Below are 4,470 nucleotides of genomic sequence, written 5' to 3'. Positions count from 1 at the left end.
CGGTCCGGTCAAGTTCGCCTATCTGCCGCAGCACCTGAGCGAGCGCGAGCTGACCGGCGGCAACGGCATGACCGAGATGGGCACCTTCGTGGCCATCCTGCTTGGCAACGTGATCGGCGGCCTGTTGATTTCGGTGCCGGGTGTGGGCGGCCAGTACGTCGCCTTTGCCTGCGTCGCCGTCGCGCTGCTGGGCCGAGCGACGGCGCAGTTCGTGCCGGCGTCCCCGGCCTCCGACCCGGCGCTCGTCATCAACTGGAACCCGGTGTCGGAGACCTGGCGCAACCTGCGGCTCGCGCACCGTGACCTGGTGGTGTTTCGCTCGCTGCTGGGCATCTCGTGGATGTGGTTCTTCGGTGCGGCGTTCCTGAGCCAGTTCCCCTCGTTCGCCAAGGACGTGCTGGGCGGCGACGAGCGCGTGGCCTCGCTGCTGCTCGTGGTGTTCTCGGTGGGCATCGGCATCGGCTCGCTGCTCTGCGAAATGCTGTCGCGGCGGCATGTGGAGATCGGCCTGGTGCCTTTCGGCGCCATCGGCATGAGCGTGTTCGCGGTCGACCTGTACTTCGCCTCGCGCGGCGCGGCGCCGCAGGCGGTGGTGGGCGTGGCCGAGTTCCTGCGTCTGCCGGGGCATTGGCAGGTGATGTTCGATCTGGGGCTGCTGGCCTTGTTTGCCGGCCTCTACAGCGTGCCGATGTATGCGCTGATCCAGCTGCGCTCGCAGGCGTCGCACCGCGCCCGCATCATCGCGGCCAACAACATCCTGAATGCGCTGTTCATGATCACCAGCGCGCTGCTGGCGGGCGCGCTGCTCGCGGCCGGCTTCACGGTGCCGCAGATTTTCTTGGTGACCGGCTTGCTCAACGCCGTGGTCGCCGCCTACATCTTCCTGCTGGTGCCCGAGTATTTGCTGCGCTTCGTGGCGCTGATCGTGGCGCGCCTGATGTACCGCTTTCGCATCCGCGGTGACGAGCACATTCCCACTCGAGGCGCCGCGCTGCTGGTGTGCAACCACGTGAGCTTCGTCGACCCCATCCTCCTGATGGCGGCGAGCCCGCGGCCGATCCGCTTCGTGATGGACCACCGCATCTTCGCCACCCCGGTGCTCGGCTGGCTGTTCAAGCTCGCCAAGGCGATACCGATCGCGCCGCAGCAGGACGACCCGGTGATCTACGAGCGCGCCTTCGCCGAGGCGCGCCGCGTGCTCGACGAGGGCGAGCTGCTGTGCATCTTCCCTGAAGGCGCGATCACGCGCGACGGCACGCTGCAGCCCTTCAAGGGCGGCGTGATGAAGATCCTGGAGACGCACCCGGTGCCGGTGGTGCCGCTGGCGCTGTCCAACCTGTGGGGCTCGTTCTTCTCGCGCGTCGGCGGCGCCGCGATGACGCGGCCGTTGCGCCGCGGCATTTTCAACCGCGTCGGTCTGACGGCCGGCCCGCCGATCGCACCGGGAGAGGTGACACCGCAGGGCTTGCAAGGCACAGTCGCGCGTCTGCTCGCGACCTGAGACGTGGGTCCGGCACAGGGCCCCAACAAAGCAAAGGAGGCTCCGCAAAATGCACCGGCTCCAACCCTGTGCGCCGATCAAGGCGCGGCGAGCGTCACGCTCTTGCAGGCCGCCGACGGGTCGAGCGGCGGCGCACCGCGCGTCGCTCGAGGGCGCATGTCCGACGGTCTTGTTGCAAGGCCTGGGCAGCCCGTGATCTTCAAACCGATCTCGCGCGCGGCGCTGCTGCGTGTGCTGCCGTTTTTCTTCTTCATCTGCGTATTGATCCTGCGCGGGTTGTGGCCGCAGGACGACTCGCCGCAGGGCCTGGACGGACGCTCGCTCTACGCGCTGCAAGCGGGCGGCGCGGCGCTGCTGCTGGCCTGGGGCTGGCCGCATTACCGCGAGCTGGCGCACGCCCCGCGCCTGGGCGATGCGCTGCTCGCCGTGGCGATGGGCGTGGCGGTGTGGTGGTTGTGGATTGCGCTGGACGCGCCGTGGATGCGCACCACCTCGCCCGGCCCGGTGTTTCGTCCGGTCGACCAAGCGGGCCAGCTGCTGTGGGGCCTGCTCGCCGTGCGCTGGCTCGGCGCCGCGCTGGTGGTGCCGCTGATCGAAGAACTTTTCTGGCGCGGCTGGTTGATGCGCTGGTTGGAGAAGAGCGACTTCCAGGCCGTCGATGCGCGGCAGGTGGGCCTGTACGCGGTGGTGATGTCGACCGCGCTGTTCACCATGGCGCACCACGAGTGGTTTGCCGCAGCGCTGGCCGGCCTGGCCTATGCGGGCCTGTACCGGCGCAGCGGCTCGCTATGGTCGCCGGTGATCGCGCATGCCGTGACCAACGGGCTGCTCGGCGGGTGGGTGGTGATGGGCGGGCACTGGACGTACTGGTAGGGCGATGCGGCGCGGCGTGGGCCGAGCCGCGGCCGAGGCCGGCTGCTCGCCAGCGAGCGCGGCGACGCGGCGCAGCGGGTGGCGCTGCAGCGGCAGCTCGGCTACCCAAGCCGCCTGAGCCGCGTCACACGCCGCGCGCGCGGTCGGCCGCGAACTGCGCGCGCCAGGCTTCGAAGCGCCCATCCTCGAGGGCTAGACGCAGCTCGCGCATCAGCTGGATGTAGTAGTGCAGGTTGTGAACGCTGGCGAGCATCGGACCGAGCATTTCGCCGCAGCGGTCGAGGTGGTGCAGGTAGGCGCGCGAGAAGCCACCCGAGAGGCCGCCCGAACCCCCGGCGCCCGCACAGGCATAGCAGCCGCAGCTCGCATCGACCGGTGCTGCATCGCTCTTGTGGCGCGCGTTGCGAATCTTGAGGTCGCCGAAGCGCGTGAACAGGTGGCCGTTGCGGGCGTTGCGCGTGGGCATGACGCAATCGAACATGTCCACGCCGTTGGCCACGCCGTCAACCAAATCCTCGGGCGTGCCCACGCCCATCAGGTAGCGCGGCTTGCCCGCGGGCAGCAAGCGCGGCGTGTGCGCGACGATGCGCTGCATCTCGGCCTTGGGCTCGCCCACGCTCACGCCGCCGATCGCATAGCCGGGCAGGTCCATCGCCACCAGCGCCTCGAGCGAGGCCTCGCGCAGCGACTCGAACATGCCGCCCTGCACGATGCCGAACAGCGCGTTCGGGTTCTCGAGCCGCGCGAACTCGCTGCGGCAGCGCTCGGCCCAGCGCAGGCTGAGTGCCATCGAGTCGCGTGCTTCGCGCTCGGTGGTGAGCTGGCCCTTGCTTTCGTAGGGCGTGCATTCGTCGAACTGCATGACGATGTCGGCACCCAGCAGCGTCTGGATCTGCATGCTGATCTCGGGCGTGAGGAACAGCTTGTCGCCGTTGACGGGCGAGGCGAAGCGCACGCCCTCTTCGCTGATCTTGCGCATCTCGCCGAGCGACCAGACCTGGAAGCCGCCGCTGTCGGTGAGGATCGGGCGGCGCCAGTTCTCGAAGCGGTGCAGCCCGTCAAAGGCCTGCAGCACGTCCAGGCCCGGGCGCAGCCAGAGATGGAAGGTGTTGCCCAGAATGATCTCGGCGCCCATCTCCTCGAGCGAGCGCGGCATCACGCCCTTGACCGTGCCGTAGGTGCCCACCGGCATGAACACCGGCGTTTCGACCACGCCGTGGGCGAGCGTGAGACGGCCGCGGCGCGCATGACCCGAGGTGGCGAGCAGTTCAAAGCGAAGCATGGCGCGCATTCTCGCAAGCGCTTCGGGCCGCGGCCGCCGGGCGCTTGCGGCGGCGCTCGAGCTTGCGTTGAAGTCGGCGTTGCGGTCGGCGCCGCGCCCGTCAGCGCTGCAGCAACATCGCGTCGCCGTAGCTAAAAAAACGGTAGCGCTGCTCAATCGCATGCGCATAGAGCGCGTGCATGCGCTCATGGCCGGCCAGGGCGCTGACCAGCATCAACAGCGTGCTCTTGGGCAGATGAAAGTTGGTGAGCAGCAGGTCGACCACGCGGAACTCGAAACCCGGCGTGATGAAGATGTCGGTCTCGCGAGCGCCGGCCTGCAGCGCGCCGCCGAGCGCCGCCGACTCCAGCGCGCGCAGGCTGGTCGTGCCCACCGCGACGACGCGCCCCCCGGCGCCGCGAGTGCGCGCGATGGCGTCGACGGTAGCCTCTGGCAGCTCGTACCACTCGCTGTGCATGCGGTGCTCGGCGAGCGTGTCGGTGCGCACCGGCTGGAAGGTGCCCGCACCGACGTGCAGGGTGAGGCTCGCGCGTGCGACGCCGCGCGCGTCGAGCGCGCCGAGCACCGCTTCATCGAAATGCAGCGACGCCGTGGGCGCCGCCACCGCGCCGGGCACGCGCGCAAACACGCTCTGGTAGCGGCGCTCATCGTCGGCCTCGTCGGCATGCGTGATGTAGGGCGGCAGCGGCACATGGCCGTGGCGTTCGAGCAGGGCGAAAGGGTCGCCCGGAAAGCGCAGATGGAACAAGGCGCCGTCAGCACCACAGCGACCCAGCACCTCGGCCTCGAAGGCACCCGCAAAGCGGATGCGGCC

General features: G+C 69.4%; 4 protein-coding genes. 2 read left to right on the top strand and 2 right to left on the bottom strand.

The window, feature by feature from the left end:
• Both RMO12_RS09240 and RMO12_RS09235 read left to right on the top strand, forming a co-directional pair.
• Positions 1-1,501 (top strand): 1-acyl-sn-glycerol-3-phosphate acyltransferase (locus tag RMO12_RS09240; protein WP_309639069.1); only part of this gene is annotated, 1,501 nt, incomplete at its 5' end.
• Positions 1,502-1,693: 192 nt separating this feature from the next.
• Positions 1,694-2,374 (top strand): CAAX prenyl protease-related protein, encoded by a 681-nt coding sequence (locus tag RMO12_RS09235; protein WP_309639068.1) that lies wholly within the window; start codon positions 1,694-1,696, stop codon positions 2,372-2,374.
• A gap of 124 nt (positions 2,375-2,498) precedes the next feature.
• Here the strand turns inward: RMO12_RS09235 and tgt are convergent, their stop codons facing one another.
• Both tgt and queA read right to left on the bottom strand, forming a co-directional pair.
• Positions 2,499-3,656, bottom strand: a complete 1,158-nt coding sequence (gene tgt / locus RMO12_RS09230; protein WP_309639067.1) for a tRNA guanosine(34) transglycosylase Tgt — start codon at positions 3,654-3,656, stop codon at positions 2,499-2,501.
• 100 nt (positions 3,657-3,756) lie between these two features.
• A partial coding sequence (gene queA, locus RMO12_RS09225; RefSeq protein ID WP_309639066.1) for a tRNA preQ1(34) S-adenosylmethionine ribosyltransferase-isomerase QueA occupies positions 3,757-4,470 on the bottom strand: 714 nt, incomplete at its 5' end.

Source organism: Methylibium sp. (genome assembly GCF_031393925.1).
Classification (GTDB): Bacteria; Pseudomonadota; Gammaproteobacteria; order Burkholderiales; family Burkholderiaceae_C; genus Methylibium.
This window is presented reverse-complemented; position numbering and strand designations above follow the sequence as displayed.

Coding starts and splice junctions, on each gene's coding strand:
- tgt (WP_309639067.1), bottom strand. CDS start 3,656: ATGCTTCGCTTTGAACTGCTCGCCACCTCGGGTCATGCGCGCCGCGGC.